The organism is Rhizobium acidisoli (genome assembly GCF_002531755.2).
In the GTDB taxonomy this organism is placed as follows: Bacteria; Pseudomonadota; Alphaproteobacteria; order Rhizobiales; family Rhizobiaceae; genus Rhizobium; species Rhizobium acidisoli.
The window spans coordinates 445,470-470,755 of sequence record NZ_CP034998.1; the positions used below are offsets into that span (position 1 = coordinate 445,470).

Genomic DNA, 25,286 nt, shown 5'->3' on the forward strand with positions numbered 1-25,286 from the left:
CTGAAGCGATTGCGCGAACGGCTGCTGCCGGCGGCATCGGTATCCTCCAACTACGTAGAGATCGATTCAGCACGGCGAGACAGCGAAAGCTCGCGCCTTGCCGCATCTTGGAAAACGAGTGATCTGCCTGCACGCCAGAGAGCGCTCGTCGAGCGCCAGTTGAAGGACTATCGCGGCGGCGCTTCCATCGATGTATTCGATGTTTTTACCGCTGCGCTGCGTAAAATCGACAATCTCCCGGCCGCCGGTTCGTTGCTCGAAATCGGTTGCTCCAGCGGATATTACTCCGAGGTCCTGGAGGTAAATGGCCTGCCGTTGCGCTATCACGGCTGCGATTATTCCGATGCCTTCATCGACATGGCGCGCAGCATCTATCCGGCACTGCCGTTCGACGTGGAGGACGCAACGCGGCTCAGCTATCTGGATAATGCTTTTGATGTCGTGGTTTCGGGATGCTGCCTGCTGCATATTGCCGACTACGAAGCGGCGATCGCAGAAAGCGCCCGCGTCGCCAAAGACTACGTCATCTTTCACCGTACTCCCGTCGTCTATGGCGAACCGACCAAGTATTTCCGCAAGCAGGCCTATGGCATCGAGACCATGGAAATCCATTTTTCCGAACCAGAGCTTTTGGACAGCTTTCGGGTTCACGGCCTCGAAGTCCTGGCGACCTTCACGCTGAATGAAAACGCGGACCCGCGTGACAGCAGCAAGGGCAATGCAAACCGGACCTATTTGTGCAGGAAACAATCTCAATCATGACGACCTACTTCTGTACCCTTTTCGACAACGGCTATCTCATCAAGGGCATGGCCATGATGGAGAGCCTCGTCCAGTGGTGCCCGGACGCGCATATTTTTGTGCTCTGCATGGATCAGAAGGCCGAGGAGATACTGACCGCCTTCAACCGATCCTACATCACCTGCATTCCTCTTGCCGACCTGGAGACGCCGGAACTCCTGGATGTCAAGAAATCGCGCGGTGTTGCCGAATATTGCTGGACCTTGTCTCCGTGCCTCCCGGCCTACCTGCTGGAAAACCACCCGGAGGTCGATTTCATCACCTATCTCGACTCCGATCTGCTCTTCTATTCGTCGATCCAGCCCATCCTCGACGAAATCGGCGATAATTCCATCGCAATTATTGAGCATCGTTTTGCCCCGCGGCTGAAAGACAGAGAAGTGAACGGCCGTTTCTGCGTGGAATGGGTGAGTTTCCGACGCGACGAGGAGGGAATGCGCTGTCTGGCCCGCTGGCGCGAGCAGTGCATCGAATGGTGCTACTACCGCCTCGAAGACGGTAAAATGGGCGACCAAAAATATCTGGACGAATGGCCAGATATCTATCCGAACTGCCGTATCATCGAACATCCGGGAGCCGGGGTTGCGCCCTGGAATTACGAAAAGCTGCATTTTACCGAGGATGCGTCCGGGCAGATCAAGGTAGACGGTTCACCTTTGATTTTCTATCACTTCCATCAGTTCCAACTGCTGGCCAATGGCAAGTTCGATCGACTGTCGGCTTTTTACACCGCCGTATGCGAGGAACCGGTTGCTGCCTACGAGGCTTACGAGCGCGCGCTGATACGGACGCTGAATGCGATCAGGGCGATTTCCCCCGGCTTTTCCGGCGGCCTTCGTCCTTTTCGTATTGTGGCGATCCGCAGATGGGTGCAGCGTCATGTACCGCTACCGATCAAGCGCTTTCTGCACCATTTCATTCGGTATTGAGGTCAGGTTTAGCGGCGAGCGAGAAAGGACCCGCGTCTTGCGGCCTACTGGTACTGACGGTCGATCCATTGGCGGTAGCTGCCGCTCGTGACGTTTTCTGTCCAGGCTTCGTTGGCAAGATACCATTCGACAGTCTTGCGAATGCCCGTATCGAACGTTTCCCTCGGGCGCCAGTTGAGTTCCCGCTCGATTTTGGCCGCATCGATGGCGTAACGGCGATCATGGCCGGGGCGGTCACGCACCAAAGTGATCTGGGACTTGTAGCTCGCCCGGTCGGGCAACGGTCTTAATTCGTCAAGGATCTCGCAGAGCGTATTGACCACCGACAGGTTGGTCAGCTCATTTCTGCCGCCGACATTATAGGTTTCCCCGACCTTTCCACTCTCCAGAACGCGTCGGATCGCGCTGCAATGATCCTTGACGAAAAGCCAGTCGCGTACCTGCATTCCGTCCCCGTAGATCGGAATCTGTTTGCCCGAGAGGGCATTGTGGATGACCAGGGGAATAAGCTTCTCGGGAAAATGATAGGGGCCGTAGTTGTTCGAACAGTTCGTCGTCAGCACCGGTAAGCCGTAGGTGTGATGATAGGCGCGAACCAGATGATCACTGGCCGCCTTGCTCGCGGAATAAGGGCTGTTTGGTTCGTATTTGCGATCTTCGCTGAAGGCCGCTTCCGCGGGAGCAAGCGAACCGTAGACTTCGTCGGTCGATACATGAAGAAAACGAAAGCTCTCCCGGAAGGTTTCATCCTGCAAGGCAAGAAATCCGCGGATGGCCTCCAACAGGCGAAACGTGCCGACGACATTCGTCTGGATAAATTCTTCAGGCCCGTGGATCGATCGGTCCACGTGGCTTTCGGCCGCGAAATTCAGGACCGCACGGGGGCGATGGGACCGAAGCAGTCCCGCAACCAGGTCGTAGTCCGCGATGCTGCCTTTGACAAAGAGATGGCGCGGGTCGTTCCAGACGGAGGCGAGGTTCTCCAGATTGCCGGCATAGGTCAGCACATCGAGGTTGACGATCGGCTCATCATGAAGCGCAAGCCAATCGAGCACGAAGTTCGCACCGATGAAACCAGCTCCCCCCGTCACCAGGATCATATTTTCCCCCTTGGAGATTTGACAGTTTGGAGAGTTCTAGTCTCATTGTGCGAGTCCCACGTCAACCGAAGAGATCGAAGATGCTGGCATGGCTGTAAGTCATGGGGGTTGCGCTAGTTCGGCCGTTTCCATAAACACATCCCGAAGATTGTATCGAAAGACGATGTGAAAAATGACAAAAACCGCGCTGATTACTGGGGTGACCGGTCAGGATGGTGCCTATCTGGCCGAATTGCTTTTGAGCAAAGGCTATACGGTGCATGGCATCAAGCGGCGATCCTCGTCTTTCAACACCGGCCGTATCGAGCACATCTATCAGGATCCGCATGAAACCCATCCGCGCTTTATCCTCCACTATGGCGATATGATCGACTCGACCAATCTGCTGCGCATCGTGCAGCAGACACAGCCCGACGAAATCTACAACCTCGCCGCACAAAGCCACGTCGGCGTTAGTTTCGAAACGCCCGAATATACGGCGGATGCCGATGGTATCGGGACATTGAGGCTGCTCGAAGCGATCCGTATTCTGCGACTCGAGGAAAAGACCCGGTTCTACCAGGCATCGACATCGGAACTCTACGGTCTAGTGCAGGAAGTGCCGCAGAACGAGAAGACGCCCTTTTACCCGCGCTCTCCCTATGCCGCAGCCAAGCTCTATGCCTATTGGATCGTCGTGAATTATCGCGAGGCCTATGGCATGCATGCGTCGAACGGCATTCTTTTCAACCACGAAAGCCCGCTTCGCGGCGAAACCTTCGTCACGCGCAAGATTACGATGGCGGTGGCCGCCATCCATCTGGGGCGGCAGGATAAGCTTTTCCTCGGCAATCTCGACGCCAAGCGTGACTGGGGCCACGCGCGTGAATATGTCGAGGGCATGTGGCGCATGCTGCAGCAGGACGAGCCGGATGACTACGTCTTGGCAACGGGTGAGACGACCAGCGTCCGACAGTTTGTCGAGTGGGCCTTTGCCGACGTCGGCATTACTTTGGAATGGAAGGGATCGGGCGTGGATGAAAAGGGCTACGACGCGGCCTCCGGTGCCTGCCTTGTGGAAATCGACCCCCGGTATTTCCGCCCGACGGAAGTCGACCTTTTGCTTGGCGACCCGACCAAGGCACGTCAGAAATTAGGCTGGCACCACAAGACCCCGGTTCGTGAACTCGCCGCCGAAATGGTGCGTGAAGATATCAAGCACTGGAAGGCCCTGAACAGCAGGAAAGAGAGCTGAGTGTCCGACTTGTCCAACAAGAAAATCTGGGTGGCCGGCCATCGAGGCATGGTGGGCAGCGCGCTTGTGCGCAGGCTTCACTCAGAAAATTGCAATGTCATCACGGCAACGCGGCAGGAGCTTGATCTCAAACGGCAGGACGAAGTCGAGAGATTCGTCCAGACGAACCGGCCGGACGCGATCATCCTCGCTGCTGCAAAGGTTGGCGGCATTCTGGCGAACGATACCTTCCCGGCCGATTTCCTCTACGATAATCTGATTATTGAAGCCAATATCTTCGAAGCCGCGCATCGTAGCGGCGTCGACAGGCTTCTGTTCCTGGGCTCAAGCTGTATTTATCCCAAATTTGCGCCGCAGCCGATATCTGAAGATGCGCTTCTGACCGGCCCGCTTGAGCCGACCAACGAGTGGTATGCGGTCGCCAAGATTGCCGGGATCAAGCTGGCGGAAGCCTACCGCAAGCAGCACGGGCGCAATTACATTTCCGCCATGCCCACCAACCTCTATGGCCCGGGCGATAATTTCGATTTGCAATCCAGTCATGTTCTGCCGGCGCTGATTCGCAAAGCGCACTTCGCAAAGGTGACGGGGGCATCCGAAATTGCCATCTGGGGAAGCGGAAGGCCACGACGGGAATTCCTCCATGTTGATGATTGCGCGGATGCACTGGTTTTTCTGTTGAAGAACTATTCCGACGCACAGCACGTCAATGTCGGTTCGGGAGAGGATATCGAAATCATCGAGCTCACGCGGTTGGTTTGCCGTGTTGTCGGTTACGAAGGAAATATCACTCACGACCTCTCCAAGCCGGACGGCACGCCGCGTAAACTCATGAGCACCGACAAGCTGAAGAACATGGGCTGGAAGCCGCGCATCTCGCTGGAGGAAGGTATCCGCGCAGTGTATGATTGGTTTCTGAAGTTCGAAGGCAACGCCGCCGTGACGCGACAATAGCTGTCGGCATCCAGAACTCCAAAGGGTGGCGATTGGCGTGACATGTCAGCCGCCAGCTTTAGGCGGCGTGGCTGCTACCCTAGTCGAGACGATGGGGTATGCCGAAAGTCCGAACTTGAACATCAAGTTCACCGTCGGTCCCGGCGTCTGTCTGCTTGATCTCATGGAGAAGCGAAAGACGTGGGACCAGCATTCGGCTGCGAACTTGCAGTTCGGTCGGATTGCCTGGCGTGTGGCAGTACTAGGAAATTGAGGAGACCGCTGCTCTGTAGGTCGGCAGTTCTCTTTTCCAAAATGTCGCCAATCAATGTCGTAAGAAATTCCGCTGTCAGATGGTTCCAGTCTGTCATAAACGGAACACCCCCGCTACTGGTGAGGCATTTCTCCTTGTCGTAATCGCAGTGAAGCTTGATGATATCGACGTAGTTGAATGCAAGATCAGATGGGAAAAATGGCAACTGCGCTAACGGCTGGTTGGTGGGCGGATACGTCGCCAATCGCAAGCACGCAGAGGCATCAGATTTTGTCTGAAACATTAATCCTAGGCACGAGTGCAATCGGTCAAGCTGGAAGTAATTTCCAAAAATGAATATTTTCGCGTCATCCGAATGGCTTTTCATCCAGGAAAGAAGCTCAAATCTGAAGGGATTGGCTTCATATTCAAAGGGCCGATGACTGGCGAGGAAAATCGCTTTCGTTCGGCTGAGCAATGATTTGTCGTTGATATATTTTTCAAATGGAATGCAGTACTGATCGTAACGGCTGTCGGACGAGGGAGCCTTAACAATATCGTCCTTGATCTCCACCTTGCAGTTCAAGTAACTGATTGCAACGACTTCATATCGGTCGGCATCAACGTAATTATTCAGTGCGACTGACCAGTTCCTGGCGTACGAGTCCCCAATTATGAAGATAACGGACTTGTCAGCCCGAATGTTGCTGTTCAAGCTTTGAAAAGTGCTTTCAAGTCGCCCTTCGTTCGTCTGCGCGACAGGTGGATAGACTTGATCCAATCTTTGAGGAAAACCGGCCATAGTGACTGCCGACACGACAGCCGCCGTGATGGTCACGACTGAGGAGCTTAGGTAGATCCAGAAGGCGCGGTTTCTCCTGGTGTAGCGAATGGGCTTTTCGATGGCGACGAAGCTGACGACCGCGACCAAGGCGGTCGCTGCAACGGCAAGAACCTTATCGCCGTTGTTGAAATCCAGGCTTGTCAGCCGCGCGAAGGCGAAGACCGGATAGTGCCACAAATATAGGGAGTAGGAGACTATTCCGGTGAGTGCCGCAGGTCGAGAAGCCAACAGGCGCCCGGCGACATCCTTATGACTGGCGAATGCAAGTACCAGACAGGTCCCAATGACCGGGATGACAGTGAGCAGCCCAGGATGAACCGTATCCTTTCTAAACAGGATGAGGGAACCAACAACGAGGACAAGCCCGGCCGCCGCGAGCAGCGGCCGAGGGCGCGCACGTCCACGTCTCACCTCGTAATAGGCGAGAAGTGTTCCGGCCAGAAGTTCCCAGGCCCGGGTGAAAGGCGAGTAGAAGGCCTGTTGCTGATCATACCGTACCGTGAGGACACAGAATACGAAGCTTAAAGTTGCCATGAGCAACACGCACGGCAAAAACTTTGATTTCAAATATCGGCGCGTAATCAGCAATAAGAGCGGAAAGCCGATATAAAATTGCTCTTCGACGCTCAACGACCAGGTGTGAAGAAAAGGCTTGAGAAGGGTATCCGGCTCCCCGTACTGGGCCGTTGTAAAATAAAAATAGATATTCGATCCAAATAGCAGCGAAGAACCTATTGAATTCGCGTAATCCAGGAGTTCTGAGGGTAATAAAAGGTAGTAGGCGAAGGGCATTGTCGCGAAAACGACGGCGAACAATGCAGGCAGAATTCTCCGCGCGCGCCGCGTATAGAATTTAAGGTAATCAATGCGCCCAGTTGCTTCGATTTCTGTCAGCAAAATTTGGGAAATCAGGAAGCCGCTGATCACAAAAAATACATCGACGCCGATGTATCCACCCTCAAGCAGCGTGTGGCCGGCAAGCGTGAACTCGGCGTGATAAAGAATAACCGCGATCACCGATATGGCCCTTAAGCCATCGATCTCTGGTCGGTAAACCTTCAATGCTAGCGCCTGCCTTCGGTATCGAGAGGGTAAGGTTGTCGCGCGCAAGGGTGGCGCCTTTGGGCTGCCTACCACAGAGATCTTGGAGAGAGAACAGTATGGCCCGATAAAAGATTTGTGGGCGGGGCCGATTTCAATCTTTATCTTCTACGCTGTTGTAAATCAGCATGGGACGGCGTCCGCTAAAATCCAAGACGTTCCAGCAGACAGGAGGGGGCGGCGAAAACCATATCTGGCGCGCAAGCTTCATGGATTGCGACCTGGATATTTCGATGACGAGACATGCACGCTCAAGCCACCGCCGAACCCTTTCGGCTCAAAACTGTTGCCTATGTCTCAGGAACAACCGCAATTCATGTGTCCAGAACGGACGCAAAATCGTTTGGCTGGGGAACCTGGACTCGAACCAAGATTAACGGAGTCAGAGTCCGTCGTTCTACCATTGAACTATTCCCCAGCAGTCGCCGCCGAAGCATGGCTTGGCTGCTGTGCGGCGCTTATAACCAAAAGCGGGCGGATTGCAAATACCCGTTTTGAAAAAATTCGGTGCTGTCGCGACGCGGTGAAACGATCCCCAAATCCCTCTCCCAAAAAAGAATTTGGTGATTTTGGCGGGCGCTGATATTCTTGCCGCAACGCAAAAATCGAACGAGCGCCTGCTGCATACCTCAGGGAGTTGCGCGGCGCGGTGGAAAAACAACGTGGAAGACCCCGAAGGCGGCGCGAAGCCGCAATTTGACGGGGCGTCGGCGGCAGGGCGCAAGGACGGCAAGAAGTCCAGGCGCCGCAAGGGCAAGCGTGGCGGGCAATCCCGCAACGCGGCTCATCCCGCTTCGCATGAGCTTTCCGGCAATGCCGGGCAGTCTGCGCGCCCGATGGAAGATGCGGCCGGAAATCCGGCCCGCAAGCGAAAGCGTCGCCGCCGTGGCGGCCAAGGTGCTGCGCAGGACGGTTCATCTCATCCCCAAGCGATGGAACAGGCGAGAGCGGCTGGCAATGCCGCCCGGGCCGAAGGCGAGCAGACGCCGAGCCGGCGCAACCGCCGCAAACATCGCGGCAAGCGCGGTCTGCAGGGCCGGCCGCTGACGGCGGCAAAACCTTCCCCGCCGCAGCAGGAAAGCCGCGCCGAAGAGACGGTGCAGCGCGCCGAGCCGCGCGAGGCGCAGAACAGCGCAAATGCCGGCCGCAGGGGACGTCAGGATGGCCATATCAATTCCGGTTATCCAGGCGATCGCCAGGCCGGGGAATATGCGTGGCCGGACGAACTCTATGCCGCTCTCGATCTCGGCACCAACAATTGCCGTCTTCTCATCGCTCAGCCGACCCGCCCGGGCCAATTCCGCGTGGTCGACGCCTTTTCCCGCATCGTGCGCCTTGGCGAAGGCCTGGCGGCCAGCGGCCGTCTATCCGACGAGGCGATGGAAAGGGCGATCGAAGCGCTGCGGATCTGCGCCTCCAAGCTCAGAAACCGCGAGATCCGCCGCATGCGGCTGATCGCCACCGAAGCCTGCCGCCAGGCGGTCAATGGTGAGGAGTTCCTTGCCCGCGTCGTTGCCGAAACCGGCCTCGCGCTCGAGATCATCGATCGCGAGACCGAAGCGCGGCTCGCCGTCTCCGGCTGCTCCTCGCTGGTCGGGCGCGAGACCCGCTCGGTCGTCCTCTTCGATATCGGCGGCGGTTCGTCGGAGATCGCCGTCATCCGCATCGGCGATAATCGTTTCAGTCGCCTCGCCAACCACATCACCCACTGGACCTCGCTGCCGGTCGGCGTCGTGACGCTGTCGGAGCGTCATGGCGGTCGCGACGTCACGCCGGAAGCTTTCGAAGGCATGGTGCGGGAGGTCGGCGGCATGCTCGAAGGCTTCGATTGCCCGGAGATCGAGGTCGCCCAGACCGGCGACTTCCATCTGATCGGCACATCGGGCACCGTGACGACGCTTGCCGGCGTCCATCTCGACCTGCCGCGTTATGACCGGCGCAAGGTCGATGGCATCTGGCTGTCCGACGACGAGGTCTCCGCCATGCAGGCAAAACTGCTCTCCTGGAATTTCGAAAGCCGCGCCGCCAATCCCTGCATCGGGCCGGATCGGGCCGATCTGGTGCTCGCCGGCTGCGCCATCCTCGAGGCGATCCGCCGCCGCTGGCCGAGCCCGCGCATGCGGGTCGCCGATCGCGGCTTGAGGGAAGGCCTGCTCACCGACATGATGGCCGATGACGGCGTGTGGCGGCGCAACCGCAACCGCCGCGGCCAGCGGGCTAGATAAGGAAAAGGCATGACCAAGGCACCGATCGCGGGAAACCGCACCGGCCGCAAGCTCGGCCAGCGCGTCAAGAACAAGAAGATGAAGGCCTCCTCCCGCCAATGGCTGCAGCGCCACATCAACGATCCCTATGTGCAGCGCGCTCAGCTGGAAGGCTATCGTGCCCGCGCTGCCTTCAAGCTTTTGGAGATCGACGAGAAGCACCATATCCTGCGCGGCGCCAAGCGCATCATCGATCTGGGTGCCGCACCCGGCAGCTGGTCGCAGATCGCCGCCAAGGTCACCGGCTCGACGGATGAGGACATCCGCGTGGCCGCCATCGATTTTCTCGAAATGGCCCAGTTGCCCGGCGTCAAGATCCTGCAGCTCGATTTCCTTGATCCCACTGCGCCGGAAAAGCTGCTGGAGGCGGTCGGCGGCACGCCCGATCTGGTCATCTCCGATATGGCGGCACCGACCACCGGCCACCACCGCACCGACCATTTGCGCACCATGCATCTCTGCGAAGTCGCGGCCCAATTTGCCGTCGAGGTGCTGGGGGAGGGCGGACATTTCCTCACCAAGACCTTCCAGGGCGGCACCGAGCGGGAGCTGCTCGCCATGCTGAAGCAGAACTTCCGCCAGGTCGTCCATGTCAAACCGAACGCCTCACGCGCCGAATCGGTCGAGATGTTTTTGCTGGCCAAGGGCTTCAAGGGGCGCAAGGTCGAAGGTGACACTGAGAAAGCTTGATCTTGGGCCGGTCCGGGCCGATGATGACGGTCCAAAGAGCTGAACTGCTGATCCCATGCTTCTGTACATCACGCTCGGAACCAACGACCTTTATCGCGCCGGACGGTTTTATGATGCCGTGCTGCCTCCGCTCGGCTATCGCCGCCAGCATTATTCGGAAGAGGAAATCGGCTATTCCGCCGAGAGCGATACGCGCTGCCGCTTCTGGGTGGTGACGCCGTTCAATCGCCGCCGGGCGACATCAGGCAACGGCGCCATGGTCGCGCTCGCGGCCGAAACCCGGGCGTCCGTCGATGCTTTCCATGCGGCGGCGATTGCGGCAGGCGGCGTCGATGAAGGCGGGCCGGGCCTGCGCCCCTACCACGCCCATTTTTATGCCGCTTATGTGCGCGATCTCGACGGCAACAAGCTCTCTGCCGTCTGCGAAAATCCGGAATAGGGCGACAGCGCCACAAGACTTTTTCCGGCGCGCAAGGCACGCTGTAGCACCTTGAGCCTATTTCACCACCGGCTGCTCGGCTTCGACAGTCGATACCGTCACCACCTTCGCGCGGTGGCCGGAAACCAGTGCGCCGGCATTGCGGTCCATTCTCACGAAGGGAATGGTGGCGATGACGGTCAGTCCGGCGATGATATAGAAGGCAAGGTGGAAATCGGCGACCTGCAGCGCTTCGCCCCGGATATAGATCGAGCTTTCCAGGATCGCGGCGGCGACCGCAACGCCAAGCGCCAGGCTGACTTGCTGCATCACCGAGCTCATCGATGTCGCTTGGCTCGCTTCGGCATCGTCGATATCGGCGAAGGCAAGCGCATTGACGCCGGTGAACATGAAGGAGCGGGAGAAGCCGCCGAGCAATAGTACGCCGATGATGACCAGATGCGGCGTTGCCGGCGTGAACAGGCCGGTGACGACGGTCACGAGGGTCGTCACCATGGCGGCGCAAAGCAGCGTCGTGCGGAAGCCGGCAGCGGCGAAGACCCGCTTTGCCATGAACTTGGTGGTGATCGCCCCGATGGCGCCGGCAAAGGTGATCAGGCCGGATTGAAACGGCGTCAGCCCGAAGCCCAGCTGCAGCATCAGCGGCGTCAGGAAGGGCATGGCGCCGACGCAGATGCGAAAGAGCGTGCCGCCGAGGGTCGAGGCTCGGAAGGTCGGGTTCTTGAACAGGTCGAGGTTGAGGATCGGCGCCGGGTGGCGCTTGGCATGGCTGATGTAGAGGAAGCCGCAGATGAGGCCGATCGCGGTGGCGGTGACGCCGATGATCGGCGGCAGGGCCGGCAGGCTGACCACCGACAGGCCGAAGACGACGCCCGCGGCCGAAAACGAAGTGAGCACGAAACCGGTGAAATCAAGCTTCGGCGGCGCCGTCGCCTCGACCTCCGGCAGGAAGATCGTCGCCAGCCAGATGCCGATGATGCCGACCGGCACATTGATCAGGAAGATCCAGTGCCAGCTGAAATAGGTGGTGATGAAGCCGCCGAGCGGCGGGCCGGTGAGCGGGCCGACCAGCGCCGGGATGGTGAGCAGCGCCATGGCCGAGACCAGATCGCTACGCTTCGTCGTGCGCACCAGCACCAGACGGCCGACCGGCGTCATCATCGCCCCACCCATGCCCTGCAGGAAGCGGGCGAACACGAATTCGACGAGGTTGGACGAGACGGCGCAGAAGATCGAGCCGATGACGAAGACCGAGATGGCAAGGCGGAAGATTTTCTTGGCGCCGAACCTGTCGGCCATCCAGCCGCTGACCGGGATGAACACCGCCAGCGCCACCATATAGGAGGTCAGCGCCAGTTTCAGCGTGATCGGCCCGACATTGAGATCCGCTGCGATCGCCGGCAGCGCGGTTGCAATGACGGTGGAGTCCATCTGTTCCATGAAAAGAGCGACGGCAAGGATCAGCGGGACGATGCGGTTCATAGGCGGGAGGCCTTGATGGCTGCGGATGGGGGCTGGGAAGGCCCGTGCTGTTTAGACCCACTTCAGAGGCCTGCCAATGCTCAAATCCGGTTCGACGATATGTTTGCTTCACGTCTGCGTGAGACGGCTTGTCCGACAACATCGCGTGTCAACATTGACATATGTTTACCCTGCCGGGACAAGAAATCCGGCGGGGAATTTCATCGGCCGGAAAGGTGATCCGCAGTGCGGCGAGACACCGCACGGCGTGGAAGGATGGACATATGGCAATTTCGTCGAGAATAAAGCGGCGCACCCTTTTTGCCGCAGGCCTTGGCCTGCTGGCGGCGCCGGTCATTTTGAGAGAGAAGGCCGAAGCGGCTGTCACTGGAGCAAGCAGAAGTATGGATATAACGCCTTTACCCGAAATCAATCAGTTCAAGCTCGGTGCCTATAAGCTCACCGTCGTCAGGGACGGGATCAATATCTCCGAAAAACCTTATGAGACCTACGGCACCAATCAGGATCCCGAAATCGTACAGGCGTTGCTGACCGCAAATTTCCTGCCGGCCGACAAGCTCCTAAACGGCTATGCGCCTGTTCTCATCGATACCGGTTCCGATCTCATTCTCGTCGATACCGGCTTTGGAGCGAGCGGTCGCGCCCGCGGGCTCGGAAAACTCGCCGAGGGCCTGAAGGCCGCGGGCTATTCGGCCGACGACGTCACCCTGGTGGCGCTCACCCATCTGCACGGCGATCATATCGGTGGCCTGATGGAAAACGGCGCGGCGGCCTTCAAAAATGCCCGCTATGTCGTCGGCCAGGCCGAATATGATTTCTGGTCGAACAAGGCGCGCGAAGGAACGCCGGCCGAAGGCGGCCACAAGGCGGTGCTTGCTAATGTCGCGCCGCTTGCCGAAAAGACCACCTTCATCAAGGACGGTGACAGCGTCGCGCCCGGCATGACGGCAATGCTGGCGGCCGGTCACTCGCCGGGGCATATGGTCTTCCACGTCGAATCCGACGGCAAACGCCTGGTTCTCACCGGCGATACCGCCAATCATTATATCCTCTCGCTGCTGCGCCCGGATTGGGAGGTGCGCTTCGACATGGACAAGGCGCAGGCAGCGGCCACCCGCCGCAAGGTCTTCGACATGATCGCGAGCGAGAAGATCGCCTTCCTCGGCTATCACATGCCGTTCCCGGCGGTCGGTTTTGCCGAGAAGCAGGACGGCGGCTATCGCTTCGTGCCGAAGACATATCAGTTCGACATCTGATAGGGAGCCGTTCCAGCAGAACTGCGCAGCGCTTTTGCCGGGAAGGGGTGAAAACAAAGGGATAGACCATCTCCACGACCCGGCGAAACCACGGCGTTGCTCCAGGCGCATGGCACCCATGACGAGCCCGGCGGACAGGCCGGGCTTTTTGCTATTTCCTTCCTGTCATAGACGTGTTACCAGCCCTCGCCAACTTCCAAGCAATCCCATGCACACCGCCGGGGCGGACGATTCGTTTCCGGGCCAGGTTGCATTTTCTTAAATGAAGGAATTTGGCCATGGCACGCATCATTGAAACGGCAACCGGCGCGGACGCGCTTACCTTCGACGACGTGCTGCTGCAGCCCGGCCACTCCGAGGTCATGCCCGGCCAGACGAACATCGCGACCCGCATCGCCCGGGACTTCGAGCTCAACATCCCGATCCTGTCTTCGGCCATGGATACCGTCACCGAAAGCCGTCTGGCGATCGCTATGGCCCAGGCCGGCGGCCTCGGCGTCATCCACCGCAACCTGACGCCGGTCGAGCAGGCCGAAGAAGTCCGCCAGGTGAAGAAGTTCGAAAGTGGCATGGTCGTCAATCCGGTCACCATCGGTCCGGAGGCAAAGCTTGCCGAAGCGCTCGGCCTGATGAAGTCACACGGCATTTCCGGTATCCCGGTCGTCGAGAAGTCGGGCCGCCTCGTCGGCATCCTGACCAACCGCGACGTGCGCTTCGCCTCCGATCCGGAGCAGAAGATCCACGAGCTGATGACCAAGGACAATCTGGTCACCGTCAAGGAGAGCGTCGATCAGCAGGAGGCCAAGCGCCTGCTGCATTCGCACCGGATCGAGAAGCTGCTGGTCGTCGATACCGAAGGCCGCTGCGTCGGCCTGATCACCGTCAAGGATATCGAAAAGTCGCAGCTGAACCCGAACGCCTCCAAGGATGCGCAGGGCAGGCTTCGCGCTGCCGCCGCCATCAGCGTCGGCGATGACGGCTTCGAGCGCGCCGAACGGCTGATCGAGGCCGGTGTCGACCTGCTGGTTGTCGATACCGCCCATGGCCATTCGCAGCGCGTCCTCGATGCCGTCACCCGCGTCAAGAAGCTGTCCAACTCGGTGCGCATCATGGCCGGCAATGTCGCCACCTATGACGGTACGCGAGCGCTGATCGATGCGGGTGCGGATGCCGTCAAGGTCGGCATCGGCCCGGGCTCGATCTGCACGACGCGCATCGTCGCCGGCGTCGGCGTTCCCCAGCTTGCCGCCATCATGTCGGCGGTTCAGGCAGCCCAGGCTCAGGACGTGCCCGTCATCGCCGATGGCGGCATCAAATTTTCCGGCGATCTTGCCAAGGCGATCGCCGCCGGCGCTTCCGCCGTGATGATCGGCTCGCTGCTGGCCGGCACCGATGAGAGCCCGGGCGAGGTCTATCTTTACCAGGGCCGTTCCTTCAAAGCCTATCGCGGCATGGGCTCCGTCGGCGCCATGGCCCGCGGCTCGGCCGACCGTTATTTCCAGGCTGAGGTGCGCGACACGCTGAAGCTCGTGCCGGAGGGTATCGAGGGTCAGGTTCCCTACAAGGGACCGGTCTCGGCTGTCGTCCACCAGCTCGCCGGCGGCCTCAAGGCGGCTATGGGTTATGTCGGCGGCAAGGACCTGAAGGATTTCCAGGAGCGGGCAACCTTCGTGCGCATCTCCGGCGCCGGTCTTCGCGAAAGCCACGCCCACGACGTGACGATCACCCGCGAGAGCCCGAATTATCCGGGCGCCGGCCTCTGATCATGAAGGCGGGCAGCGGGATTCCTCTCTGGATCGTCGCGCTGCTCGCTGCCCTCTGCCTTGCCGTGCTCGCCTGGACGACCTTTGGCTTCGTCGTTCCCTTCAAGCATGAAACCGGGCAGGCGGTGCTCGATACCTATTTCGCCGGCTACGATGAAGCGGCCGTCTTCCACATGCAGACGCTGCTTGATCAGAACGAGACGGCGGCGAAGCTGCTCAGCGCCATGTATTTCGGGCCGGAACTGATCTTTCCTGCCTTGCTGACGGCGCTGCTGTTTCTCGCCTTGCTCAAGCTTGGCCCTCTCGGTGCGTGGTTCGGACGATCGCATCCGCTCGTCGGCCAGGCGATCTATCTGCTACCCTTCGTCTACGGTATCGCTGACTACGGCGAGAACATTGCGAGCCTGATCGCCTTCGGCGACGGTCCTTCCGCAGGCCTTGCCGCGCAGCTGCTGCCATGGATGACGAGGCTGAAATTCGCGAGCCTCGCCATCTCGTGCATCGTCCTTGTCAGGCTTGCCATCGCCCGTTGGCTGTCGCCAGGCCGGGATTGAGGCGGCGTCAACTCCTCCTCCGCCAAACCGGATTTGACAGTCTCGCCATCATGAAGTCGGCAAGGACCTCGACCTTCGCTGGCCGACCCCGAGCCGAAGGTGTGACGAAATACAGTGCGCCGGTCGGCAGCGTCCAGTCGGGAAGGATTGGCGTCAACTGGCCGTCGACGAGATAGTCATGCGCGAGAAATTCGGGGAGTTCGATGATCCCGAGGCCCCGTAGCGCCATTGGCACCAACGCTTGCGAATTGGTGGCCCGGAGAGAGCCGCTTGGTGAGATGACCTCCTCCTTGCCTTCGCTATTGCGCAGGCGCCAGACATCCTGTCGCGCCCTGTAGGCGTATCCGAGGCAATGGTGAGCCGTTAGCTCGCGGGGATGTTCCGGTAAGCCGTACTGTTTAAGGTATGCGGGTGCCGCGAGAATGAAGCGATCCACCGGCGCCAGCCTGCGCGCGACCAATGACGAATCCGGCAATACCGCTATTCTGAGTGCCGCATCGAAGCCGTCTCCCACGATATCGACGACAGCATCGCTCATATGCAGGTCGATGGAAATCTCCGGAAAGAGCTCGAAAAAGTCAGGCAGGATCGGGGCCAGCCAGCGTGTCCCAAAGTCCATCGGCGCGGCAAGCCTGATCAGCCCCTTCGGCCGGGTGGCAAGCTCCCGGGCGGCGTCCTCTGCCATCTCGGCCTCGGCATAGATCCGTGCGGCGCTGTCGACCAGTCGCAGGCCGAAATCGGTCAAAGCGAGTTGTCGAGAGGTGCGGTTGAAGAGCCTTGCGCCCAGCCTCTGCTCAAGACGGCTTACGGCCCGCGAAACCGTCGGCACCGACACACCGAGCGTCTGCGCAGCCCGAGCGAAAGAACGCTCCTCGGCGACCTTTGCGAACATCGCCAGTCCCTCGAAATCGGGAAATTTGTTCATTTCATTCCTGAAACAATGGCTTTCAATTCTTTCTATTCCGAAAGGATGCCCTCGTCCATATCTCAGCTTCAGTCGAGCCAAAGGAGACGACAATGACACAACGATTGAATGCGAAGATTGCAGTTATCACCGGCGCCACGTCTGGGATCGGCCTTGCCGCAGCGAAGCGCTTCGTGGCTGAGGGCGCACGGGTCTTCATTACCGGCCGCCGCAAGGACGTTCTCGATGCGGCAATCGCTGAAATCGGCGGCGGGGTTGTGGGGATCCAGGCGGATTCAGCCAACCTCGCTGACCTCGATCGCCTCTATGAGGAGGTGAAGGCTGAGGCCGGGAGAGTTGACGTGCTCTTCGTCAACGCAGGTGGCGGCTCCATGTTGCCCCTCGGCGAAATCACGGAAGAGCAGTATGACGACACATTCGATCGAAACGTGAAGGGGGTTCTCTTTACGGTGCAAAAGGCCCTGCCGCTGCTCTCGCGAGGAGCATCGGTCATCTTGACGGGATCAACAGCAGGCTCGGGCGGCACACCCGCCTTCAGCGTCTACGCCGCATCGAAAGCCGCCTTGCGCAGCTTTGCGCGCAACTGGATCCTCGACTTGAAGGATCGCGGCATTCGGATCAACACGCTCAGTCCTGGCCCGACGGAAACGACCGGACTGGTCGAATTGGCGGGTAAGGATCCAGCCCACCAGCAGGGTTTGCTCGATGCCCTTGCGGCCCAGGTGCCAATGGGCAGGGTTGGCCGTGCCGAGGAGGTTGCCGCTGCCGCACTCTTCCTCGCCTCGGATGATTCCAGCTTCGTCACCGGTGCCGAACTCTTCGTCGATGGTGGCAGCGCCCAGGTGTAAAGGCAATATCGGCTTTGCGGATGCCCGCGGCAAGCCGCCCCTGGCATCCGTTGAACCTTTCCGCTAATGCTCCTCGCGACATGCGAAAGCGGAAAAGGAAGTGCCGAAATGACCGGCTATGAAATCTTTTGGCCACTCCTTGCCCATGTGGCGCTGGTCTACGGTCTTTATGTGCTTCTTGGGCAGCGGCGCGCAAAAATGGTCCGCGCCGGCAGCGTCGCGAAATCGGATTACCGCGAAAATCGCGGCGAGCCGGCTGAAAGCCTCGTCGTCAAGAACTGCCTTGCCAATCAGTTCGAATTGCCCGTGCTGTTCCACGCCTGCTGTATTCTTCTCTATGTCTCCGAGGCCGACAATATCGTCGCTGTCGGCCTCGCCTGGCTCTTCGTCGCCCTCCGGTACGCTCATGCTGCCGTCCATGTCACCAGCAACGATCTGCGCTACCGCAGCCCGCTCTTTGCCGCCGGATACCTGGTGTTGGGAGCGATGTGGGTCTGGCTCGCCGCATGGATGGCGATGGGCTGAGGACGGCGCGGAGCCTCGTCAGGCGCGCCCGAGTGGACGGCATTGTACTCGTCTCGGGCCGCCGCATAGATATCTCTTCGGTCAGAGAATCCTACAACTATTTCAGGTCTTTCTGCCGCTAATCAATTAGCATGATATGATCTAGAGGCCTGATTTCACACGGCTTTGCCGGTCGTTAAAATGCGACCGTTTTCGTTTACGACTGATGAAGGCCTGCAATGTCATACCCGCTCGACGCGCTGATTTGGCATGATGCCTGCCCGCGCGAACAATAAGAACGGGAACGACATGGGCGTGGAAAGCATGGATCGGATCGGCTTGCGCAGGAAGCCGAAGCAGGAGCGCAGTATCCAGAGGCTGGACGTTATTCTCGCCGCCGCCGCCAAGATCATTGCCGAAAAGGGCGTCAGCGCCATGCGGATGACGGAACTTGCCGTTGCTGCCAAAGTGCCTATCGGCTCGGTCTACCAGTATTTTCCTGAAAAGGCGGCGATCGTCAAAGCCTTGTTCGACCAGCACGCCTCGGCAATCCAGGCGAAGACGGCGGCGATGTTTGCCGACGTTGAGACGCTCGACCAGGCGCTCGACCTCGTCTGCGACATCATCGACTGGTATTACGAGTCCTACCATGATGATCCCGTCTATCTCGGCGTCTGGATGGGAACGGAGACCGACCAGGATCTGCTGCAGCTGAATATCGAGCATAGCGGCCGCGTCGCCGGCATCTTTCATGAGGCCGTGCGGCGGCTGGCGCCCGACCTTTGCGACGAAGAGATGTATGCGCGCACTTACCTGTTCAGCCACCTGATCGGCGCCGTCATCCGGCTTGCCGCCGTCAGCGACAAGGCCTTGGCGCGACGCATGCTCGACGAGTGGAAACGCGTCATCCGCGCCTCCCTTTTCGCCGCGACCGCGAAGCGCGCCGCCTGAGGGCTGTTACCTCTTACCCCTTACCAGCTCGGCACCATATTGGCGGCCTTCAGCCGTGGATAAAGGCGTGCCTGGGCAGATTTGACATCGGCTTCCAGCGTGTCGTCGACGACGGCAGGCGTGATGTTGTCGAGACAGGCGGTGATATGCGCGGTGATCGCGTTCATCAGCGAGAGAGAAACCCCCGGTCGCTTCATGATGCCGATCTGCACCGGCGGCAGCGCCGGAAAGCCGTCCGCCTGGCTCAGCACCTTCATGCCGGTTCGCAGTGCTGATTCCGGCATCACCGAGACCGCCATGCCGGCAAGCACGGCGGCGGCAACGACGGTGCAGGACCAGCTGGTGAACAGGATCTGGTGTTCACGCCCCACCGCATCGAGCGCCGAGCAGGCAAGCTGGCGCCATTGGCAATCGCGCCTGCCGACGGCAAGCGGTACCGGCGCGTCGTCGCGGATCGGATGGTTGGCCGACCCCACCCAGCAGAGCGGCTCGGTTCTCACCACATCTGACATGCGCTCGCGCGGATTGTGGGTGACGAGCGCGATATCGAGCTCGCCCTTGTGCATGCGCTCGGCCAAGTCCACCGAGGGCTCGCAGACGATGTAGAGCTCGACATTCGGATGCGTCTTGGCGAAGCGGCCGATGATTTCGGGCATGTAGCGGTCGGCATAATCGTCAGGCGTGCCGATGCGCAGCGTGCCCTCCAGCCTGTTGTCGTCGAAGGCGGCGATCGCCTCATTGTTCAGACGGATGATGCGCCGGGCATAGTTGAGCAGTTTTTCACCCTCGACCGTCAGCCGGTTGCCGCGTCCGTCCTTGATGAACAGCTGCTTGCCGATGCGCTCTTCGAGACGGCGCATCTGCATGGAAACGGCCGATTGGGTCTTGTAGACCCTGTCGGCGGCCTTGGTGAAGCTGCCGGAATCGACGATGGCGATGAAAGTCTGCAACTGGTCGAGATCAAGAGGCGCGGACATTGTGTCACCCATAAAGATAGCTGATGATAATCATTAGAAACATTCGTTGGACTGATCAATAGCTCTTTGGCATCTTCGGGATGCAAATCAAGCAAAGTGAAGGACAGACGCCCTGCCTGTCCAAGCAGAATTCAGCCTTATCCCTTCCCGCACGACCTCGCGGGAGGGGTGGGTTGTTGCGTGCCCTCGAGAAAGGAGAGTTCGATGCTTATGACAAACCGGACAACAGAACTCGACTGCGGCAAGCTCGCCCCGACGCTTTTCCAGCGTCTGGTCGCAGGCCTCGCTCCGCTGGTCTCCCTCTTTCGCGGGCTCCGCAATCGCATGGAGATCAACACGCTGCATGATCTGAATGACAGTCAGCTGAGGGATATCGGCCTAAGCAGGGCCGACCTGACCTCTGCGTTCCTGGCATCGACGTTTTTCGAGGACCCGTCGGAACATCTGACGCGCTCGGCGCGCAATCGCTGGCGCCTGCAGCTCTTCCGCTCCTACAACGAATAGGAGCGTCGAGTTTCCCCGCAGGGTGATAGCCAATAGCCCTGCCGCTTGACCCGGAGACCGGCTTTTCCCAAGCCATCTCCGGGTTTTTTTATGCCTTGGTTTCAGGCGGCTTCGGCCGGTAGGTTTCGAAGATCGCTTCCAGGTTTCTCTGGTAGGTCTTCTGCACTTCCAGCCCGCTGTCGAACATGGCGTTCAGGATCTCGGTATAGCTGTCGGCAGTGGCTTTCGCTTCTTCTTTCGGCGCCTCTTCCTTCGGCGCTTTTTGCGTCTTGGCAGCCGGTTGCTTGGCCGCCGCCGGCTGCCCAAGCCCGGCCATCATTTCCTGGAAGGCCTTGGCGAAGGGATTGTCGAGGAAGGGGTTCGGCTGAGGTGCCGGTTCGGCCTTCGGCACCGAAAACATCTGCTGCATCGCCTGCGTGAAGGGATTGTCGAAGATACTCGGCTGCGCGGCCTTCGGTTTCGGCGCGAAGCCGGTACTCTCCAGCCATTGCTGGATAGTCTCGCCCATCGCCGTATTGACGAAGGGATTGATCGGCGAAGCCATCTGGCCGGTCGTCTGCTTGAAGAGCCCGCCCATCAGCGTATCGGCCAGCACCGGCAGCATCCGCTTGTAGATATCCTGGCCGATGCCGGTCATCTGCGCGGCCTGGGCGGCGACCGCCCGCGAAACCTCTTTCGAGCCGAAAAGCTGGGCAAGGATATTGTTGCCGTCGGAAATGCCCTCGGGCGTAAAAGCCCGGTTCATATCCTCGAAATAGCGCGCATAATTGCCGGAGGAGACGGCCTGCATCAGCCCGACGAAATCATAAGGGTTGCTGGTGCTGCGTTTCAGGCCGGCTGAGAAAGCCGGCATCAGCGCCGCCATCGCCTTGGTCGCCTGTTCCTGCGCGAGGTTGAACTGGCGGGCGATCGCTTCCATCGCCGCGCCGTTCTGCGCCTGCATCATCATGTCGAAGAGTGGCAGCATGGAGGTCCCTTTCCCCGAGTCGTGACGCGTGTCACGCCACTATATCCGGAAAAGGAAATGTGCAAACGGCTTTTTGCTATAAGAACTTAAAGCCGTACCTGCAAACTGCCGGGTGGGTTTCCGAGCTGGCGAAGACCCGGGCAGGCTCAGTATTGATAGTCCTCGAACACCGGTTCGACGGAACCGTTCCACCGGCCGTGATAGAGCGACAGCAGATCCTCGGCGAGCGTCGCCTTCTTGGCGAGCACCTCGTCGAGCGGCGCCAGGAAGATCGTCTCGTCCTGGCCTTCCCGGTTGAGCTTGCCGCGCGCCTTGAGGCCGGCCCTTGAAATGCCGACCACTTCGCGCGCCATGTCGAAGAGCGGGTGTCCGCGAAACTCGGCCTTCAGCCCCTGCGACGGAACGGCATCGCGCAGCGCGCCGATCTCGGCAAAGCTCCAATCCTTTGTCAACTGGTCGGCGGCGTCGAGTGCGGCATCGTCGTAAAGCAGGCCGACCCAGAAGGCCGGCAAGGCACAGATGCGCCGCCACGGGCCGCCGTCGGCGCCGCGCATTTCGAGGAAACGCTTCAGCCGCACGTCGGGGAAGAGCGTCGAAAGATGGTTCGTCCAGTCGCCCATCGTCGGCGCCGGATCGGCGACCTCACCCTTCAGCGCGCCGTTCATGAACTGGCGGAAAGTGACATGGGTACAGTCGTGATAGCGGCCGTCGCGGACGATGAAATACATCGGCACGTCGAGCGCCCATTCGGCATAGTCGCGGAAGCCGAAATCGTCGCGGAAGGTGAAATCGAGCAGGCCCGAGCGCCGGTTGTCGGTGTCGCGCCAGATATCGCCGCGCCAGGAGAGCAGCCCGTTCGGCTTGCCCTCGGTGAAGGGCGAGGATGCAAAGAGGGCGGTCGCCAGCGATTGCAGCTTCATCGAAACGCGCATTTTCTTGCGCATGTCGTCTTCAGAGGAAAAATCGAGATTCACCTGGATCGTACAGGTGCGGTACATCATGTCGAGACCCTGGCTGCCGACCTTCGGCATATAGCGGGTCATGATCTCGTAGCGCGATTTCGGCATCTGCGGGGTTTCCGCATAAGTCCATTTCGGACTGCCGCCGATGCCGAGGAAGCGGATGCCCATCGGCTCGGCGATTTCGCGCAGCGTCGCCAGATGCTGGTTCGATTCCCTGCAGGTCTCGTGGATCGTTTCCAGCGGTGCGCCGGACAGTTCGAACTGACCGCCGGGCTCGATCGAGATCGCGCCCATGCCGCTCTGCTCGGCCAGGCCGATGATGTTGCCGCCGTCCATGATCGGCTCCCAGCCGCTTTTCGCCTGCAGGCCGGTCAAAAGGGCCGAAATGCTGGCGTCGCCGAAATAGGGAACCGGGCTGTTGTCGGCGCGGAAGAAGGCGAATTTCTCGTGTTCGGTGCCGATCCGAAAGCGCTCCCGCGGCTTGTTGCCGGCGGCGATATAATCGGTCAGATCCTGAACCGAAGAGAGCGGTGTCTGGTCGGTGGTGTCGCGGGCCATGCGGGGTACCTGTATTCAAAAAAGGCGCCCAGGGGGCCGGGCAGCTGGAAGGCTGATTAGGACCCAAGTCACGTATGTTGCAAGTGAAATTCTTTCAATGACGCATCAAAAAAATAACAGCAATTTCCATGTCCACCCGTTTTTCTCGTCAGCTCCAGTCGCCGATCGCCGCCTGCACCACGGCGAGGGCCGCAACGGCTGCCGTATCGGCCCGCAGGATGCGCGGTCCAAGCGGAATGGCGGTGACGAAATCGAGGCTTCGAAGCCGCGCCCGCTCTTCCTCGGAAAAGCCGCCTTCCGGCCCGACGAGCAAGGCGAGGTGCCTTTCCCGGATCGCCGACAGCACCGGCAGCGGGTTTTGCCCGGCATCGCCCTCGTCGCAATAGATGATGCGGCGCTCTTTCGGCCAGCGGTCGAGCAGGTCGAGAAGCCGCACCGGCTCGGCCACATCGGGAATGCCGAGAACGCCGCACTGCTCCGCCGCCTCGACGACATTGGCGCGCAGCTTGTCGAGATTGGTGATCTTGCCCTGGACGTGCTGGGTCATGACCGGCTGCAGCAGGCCGGCGCCCATTTCCACGGCCTTCTGCACGAGGTAATCCATGCGGCCGACCTTGAGCGGCGCAAAGAGATAATGCAGGTCGCAGGGTGCCGGCTGCGGCCGCGTCTCTTCGATTGCCGTCAGCTGAATGCGTTTGCGCGTGGGGAAGCTGAGGGTCGCCTTCCACTCGCCGTCGCGGCCGTTGAAGAGCAGGACCTCCCCGCCTTCCTCCATCCTCAGCACATTGGCGAGATAGTTGAACTGGTCGGCATTCGCTTCGAGGGTGGCGCCGTTGGAAAGCGGCGCGTCGACGAAAAGCCGTTGCATGCGGAAATTGGCGCGCATTTAAAACTCGCGGGATTCAGACGAAGAGCGCGAACATAACCCAATAAATCATTGCCGCAAGCGCTGCCGAAACCGGCACGGTAACGATCCAGGCTGCGATGATCGTCATGAAATGCGAGCGGCGCACGAGATAGCGCCGCCGCGTCTCGTGGATGTTCGGATCCTCCGGCTCGTCGATATCGAAGCTCTCGGCCCTGCGCCTGATATAGGCGATGCGGCGCTTCGAATGGCGGGTGTACCATTCGCGGAAGAAGCCGACGCCGAAGACGGAGCCGACGGCAATATGGGTGGTGCTGACCGGCAGACCGAGCCAGGAGGCGAAGATGACGGTGAAGGCGGTCGACAGCGCGACGCAATAGGCCCGCATCGGATTGAGCTTGGTGATCTCCTCGCCGACCAGGCGGATGAGGCGCGGCCCGAACAGCAGCAGGCCGACGGAGATGCCGAAGGCGCCGATCAGCATTACCCAGAGCGGCGGATGGCCAACGCCGTCACCGCCGCCGATGCCGACCGAGTGGACGATCGCCGAAAGCGGCCCGACCGCGTTCGAAACGTCGTTTGCGCCATGCGCGAAGGACAGCAGCGCCGCCGAGCCGATGAGCGGCAGCCGGAACAGCACGCGCAGCGAGCTGTTGCGGTTTTCGAGATTGCGCGCCTGGGCGAGCACAAGCGGCCGGGCAATAAGCCAGCTGACCAGCCCGATGCCGATGCCGATAAGGATGATGGTGAAAGACGGAAATTTGCCGGTGGGCGACAGCTGCAGCACCATATAGGCCATGAAGCCGCCGGCCATCACCGCGACCAGCACCGGCACCCAGCGCTGAGCCGCCGCGATCTTGTCGTCGCGATAGATGATCAGTGTCTTGACGAGGTAAAGCAGCCCGGCCGCGATCAGCCCGCCGATCAGCGGCGAGGTGATCCAGCTCGAGGTGATTTCCAGCATCACCCGCCAGTTTACCGGTTCCGTCCCGACGGCCGCGATACCGGCGCCGATCACCGCGCCGACGATCGCATGGGTGGTGGAAACCGGTGCATTCATCCATGTCGCGAGGTTGATCCAGAGGGCGGCCGCCATCAGCGCCGCCATCATGATCCAGCCGAGCAGCGCCTGCGGAACCTGGACGGTATCGACGATGTTGGAGGAAATCGTCTTGACGACCTCGCCGCCGGCGACCGTGGCGCCGAGAACTTCGAAAATAGCGGCGATGATCAGCGCCTGGCCCATCGTCATGGCGCGCGCCCCGACGGCCGCACCGACATTGTTGGTCACGTCATTGGCGCCGATGTTCATCGCCATGTAGCCGGCAAGCGCTGCCGCGGCCACGACGAGCACCGCTCCCGGCTGGTCGAGCACATAGACACCGGCAAACAGCATGACCAGGCCGACGAAGATCAGCCCGAGGCCAGGCGCCACCAGCCGCCGCAAAACATGCTTCGCCGCCTCCTCGGCATGCGTTATTTTGTCGAGATCCTTGTCGAGCGTGCGTTTCGTGAGGACTGTGGGACGTGGCGGCATTCTTTATTCCGGGGATGAAATCTGCTTCTACGCCACTTTCCTAGC

At 60.1% G+C, this 25,286-nt stretch carries 23 protein-coding genes and 1 tRNA gene; 14 read left to right on the forward strand and 10 right to left on the reverse strand.

Annotation, left to right across the window (positions count from 1 at the left end; genetic code table 11):
* Positions 1-9 precede the first annotated feature (9 nt).
* Entirely contained in the window at positions 10-762 is a 753-nt protein-coding gene (locus CO657_RS02190) for a class I SAM-dependent methyltransferase (RefSeq protein ID WP_245292929.1), read from the forward strand.
* Positions 759-1,730, forward strand: a complete 972-nt coding sequence (locus CO657_RS02195; RefSeq protein ID WP_054181388.1) for a hypothetical protein — start codon at positions 759-761, stop codon at positions 1,728-1,730. Before CO657_RS02190 ends, CO657_RS02195 begins: the two co-directional genes overlap by 4 nt.
* A gap of 44 nt (positions 1,731-1,774) precedes the next feature.
* On the opposite strand, the gene rfbB is transcribed toward CO657_RS02195, so the two are convergent.
* Positions 1,775-2,830: a dTDP-glucose 4,6-dehydratase gene (gene rfbB, locus CO657_RS02200; RefSeq protein WP_054181389.1), complete on the reverse strand. Its 1,056-nt coding sequence runs from the start codon at positions 2,828-2,830 to the stop codon at positions 1,775-1,777.
* Positions 2,831-3,002: 172 nt separating this feature from the next.
* Between rfbB and gmd the strand changes: the two genes are divergently transcribed.
* Entirely contained in the window at positions 3,003-4,064 is a 1,062-nt protein-coding gene (gene gmd / locus CO657_RS02205) for a GDP-mannose 4,6-dehydratase (protein WP_054181390.1), read from the forward strand.
* Entirely contained in the window at positions 4,065-5,018 is a 954-nt protein-coding gene (gene fcl / locus CO657_RS02210; protein ID WP_054181391.1) for a GDP-L-fucose synthase, read from the forward strand. It begins immediately after the preceding gene.
* Between the two features lie 161 nt (positions 5,019-5,179).
* Here fcl and CO657_RS02215 read toward each other — a convergent pair whose 3' ends face one another.
* On the reverse strand, positions 5,180-7,156 hold the full coding sequence (locus tag CO657_RS02215; RefSeq protein ID WP_054181392.1) for an acyltransferase family protein: 1,977 nt from the start codon (positions 7,154-7,156) through the stop codon (positions 5,180-5,182).
* Between the two features lie 383 nt (positions 7,157-7,539).
* A tRNA-Gln gene (locus CO657_RS02225) sits at positions 7,540-7,613 on the reverse strand.
* A gap of 244 nt (positions 7,614-7,857) precedes the next feature.
* On the opposite strand from CO657_RS02225, the gene CO657_RS02230 reads away from it, so the two are divergent.
* From CO657_RS02230 to CO657_RS02240, 3 genes are read left to right on the forward strand one after another with little or no spacing between them, the layout of a single operon-like run.
* The gene (locus CO657_RS02230; RefSeq protein ID WP_054181393.1) at positions 7,858-9,420 is read left to right on the forward strand and encodes a Ppx/GppA phosphatase family protein; all 1,563 of its coding nucleotides are present in this window, start codon (positions 7,858-7,860) and stop codon (positions 9,418-9,420) included.
* A 9-nt stretch (positions 9,421-9,429) separates the two neighbouring features.
* A complete protein-coding gene (locus CO657_RS02235) occupies positions 9,430-10,149 on the forward strand; it encodes an RlmE family RNA methyltransferase (protein WP_054181394.1) in 720 nt (239 codons plus the stop codon).
* A gap of 55 nt (positions 10,150-10,204) precedes the next feature.
* Positions 10,205-10,588 (forward strand): VOC family protein, encoded by a 384-nt coding sequence (locus CO657_RS02240; RefSeq protein WP_054181395.1) that lies wholly within the window; start codon positions 10,205-10,207, stop codon positions 10,586-10,588.
* 57 nt (positions 10,589-10,645) lie between these two features.
* Here the strand turns inward: CO657_RS02240 and CO657_RS02245 are convergent, their stop codons facing one another.
* Positions 10,646-12,070: a DHA2 family efflux MFS transporter permease subunit gene (locus CO657_RS02245; RefSeq protein ID WP_054181396.1), complete on the reverse strand. Its 1,425-nt coding sequence runs from the start codon at positions 12,068-12,070 to the stop codon at positions 10,646-10,648.
* Between the two features lie 263 nt (positions 12,071-12,333).
* Between CO657_RS02245 and CO657_RS02250 the strand changes: the two genes are divergently transcribed.
* The 3 genes from CO657_RS02250 (at position 12,334) to CO657_RS02260 (ending at position 15,643) form a co-directional block, all read left to right on the forward strand.
* Entirely contained in the window at positions 12,334-13,326 is a 993-nt protein-coding gene (locus CO657_RS02250) for an MBL fold metallo-hydrolase (RefSeq protein WP_054181397.1), read from the forward strand.
* Positions 13,327-13,604: 278 nt separating this feature from the next.
* Positions 13,605-15,089 (forward strand): IMP dehydrogenase, encoded by a 1,485-nt coding sequence (guaB, locus tag CO657_RS02255; protein ID WP_003588358.1) that lies wholly within the window; start codon positions 13,605-13,607, stop codon positions 15,087-15,089.
* 2 nt (positions 15,090-15,091) lie between these two features.
* Positions 15,092-15,643, forward strand: a complete 552-nt coding sequence (locus CO657_RS02260; protein WP_054181398.1) for a hypothetical protein — start codon at positions 15,092-15,094, stop codon at positions 15,641-15,643.
* A gap of 7 nt (positions 15,644-15,650) precedes the next feature.
* On the opposite strand, the gene CO657_RS02265 is transcribed toward CO657_RS02260, so the two are convergent.
* The gene (locus CO657_RS02265) at positions 15,651-16,568 is read right to left on the reverse strand and encodes a LysR family transcriptional regulator (RefSeq protein WP_054181399.1); all 918 of its coding nucleotides are present in this window, start codon (positions 16,566-16,568) and stop codon (positions 15,651-15,653) included.
* A 92-nt stretch (positions 16,569-16,660) separates the two neighbouring features.
* Here CO657_RS02265 and CO657_RS02270 point away from each other — a divergent pair, with 92 nt between their 5' ends.
* The 3 genes from CO657_RS02270 (at position 16,661) to CO657_RS02280 (ending at position 18,871) form a co-directional block, all read left to right on the forward strand.
* A complete protein-coding gene (locus tag CO657_RS02270; RefSeq protein ID WP_003588355.1) occupies positions 16,661-17,416 on the forward strand; it encodes an SDR family oxidoreductase in 756 nt (251 codons plus the stop codon).
* Positions 17,417-17,524: 108 nt separating this feature from the next.
* Entirely contained in the window at positions 17,525-17,941 is a 417-nt protein-coding gene (locus tag CO657_RS02275) for an MAPEG family protein (protein WP_003588353.1), read from the forward strand.
* 288 nt (positions 17,942-18,229) lie between these two features.
* Positions 18,230-18,871: a TetR family transcriptional regulator gene (locus tag CO657_RS02280; protein ID WP_054181904.1), complete on the forward strand. Its 642-nt coding sequence runs from the start codon at positions 18,230-18,232 to the stop codon at positions 18,869-18,871.
* Positions 18,872-18,891: 20 nt separating this feature from the next.
* Here CO657_RS02280 and CO657_RS02285 read toward each other — a convergent pair whose 3' ends face one another.
* Entirely contained in the window at positions 18,892-19,848 is a 957-nt protein-coding gene (locus tag CO657_RS02285) for a LysR substrate-binding domain-containing protein (protein ID WP_003588350.1), read from the reverse strand.
* Positions 19,849-20,052: 204 nt separating this feature from the next.
* On the opposite strand from CO657_RS02285, the gene CO657_RS02290 reads away from it, so the two are divergent.
* Complete coding sequence (locus CO657_RS02290) at positions 20,053-20,352, forward strand: DUF1127 domain-containing protein (protein WP_054181400.1); 300 nt, start codon at positions 20,053-20,055, stop codon at positions 20,350-20,352.
* Positions 20,353-20,440: 88 nt separating this feature from the next.
* On the opposite strand, the gene CO657_RS02295 is transcribed toward CO657_RS02290, so the two are convergent.
* The 4 genes from CO657_RS02295 to CO657_RS02310 form a co-directional block, all read right to left on the reverse strand.
* Positions 20,441-21,319: a DUF937 domain-containing protein gene (locus tag CO657_RS02295; RefSeq protein WP_054181401.1), complete on the reverse strand. Its 879-nt coding sequence runs from the start codon at positions 21,317-21,319 to the stop codon at positions 20,441-20,443.
* A gap of 146 nt (positions 21,320-21,465) precedes the next feature.
* A complete protein-coding gene (locus CO657_RS02300; protein WP_054181402.1) occupies positions 21,466-22,839 on the reverse strand; it encodes a glutamate--cysteine ligase in 1,374 nt (457 codons plus the stop codon).
* Positions 22,840-22,987: 148 nt separating this feature from the next.
* A complete protein-coding gene (locus CO657_RS02305; RefSeq protein WP_003588344.1) occupies positions 22,988-23,725 on the reverse strand; it encodes a 16S rRNA (uracil(1498)-N(3))-methyltransferase in 738 nt (245 codons plus the stop codon).
* A gap of 16 nt (positions 23,726-23,741) precedes the next feature.
* Positions 23,742-25,241: an inorganic phosphate transporter gene (locus CO657_RS02310; protein WP_003588342.1), complete on the reverse strand. Its 1,500-nt coding sequence runs from the start codon at positions 25,239-25,241 to the stop codon at positions 23,742-23,744.
* Between the last annotated feature and the right edge of the window lie 45 nt (positions 25,242-25,286).